This window comes from Gardnerella sp. c10Ua_244 (assembly GCF_055818055.1).
The window spans coordinates 1-311 of the sequence record NZ_JARFVS010000037.1 but is presented as its reverse complement, the minus strand read 5'-3'; the positions used below and the strand labels follow the sequence as shown (position 1 = coordinate 311).

Sequence of the window (311 nt, the reverse complement as noted above, 5' to 3'; positions counted from 1 at the left end):
CCGTGTAATCCTACGAAAGTAAACGGTGGAAGAACAAGAAACAAGTATTTTCACGATAAGGAAAAGTGGGAGCTGTTTAAATCGTATAACAAGCGTGATGTGGAAGTTGAGATGAGTATTCAAGAAAAGATCTCACGCTTTCCCGTGCCAGACTTTTTATGGCAGGAGTTTTATCTCGACCAAACCATAAACGACCGTGGGATAGAAATAGATCCTCTTTTCGTTAAATCAGCCATAAAACTCGACCAGGAGGTGAAAACGCATCTCATGAGTGAGCTTAAGCATATTACAGGTTTAGAAAACCCGAACTC

The 311-nt window shown here is 40.8% G+C and carries 1 pseudogene; it reads left to right on the top strand.

The features are described from left to right. Positions 1-311 (top strand): annotated as a pseudogene (locus tag P0108_RS07200) (DNA polymerase); the annotation flags it as partial.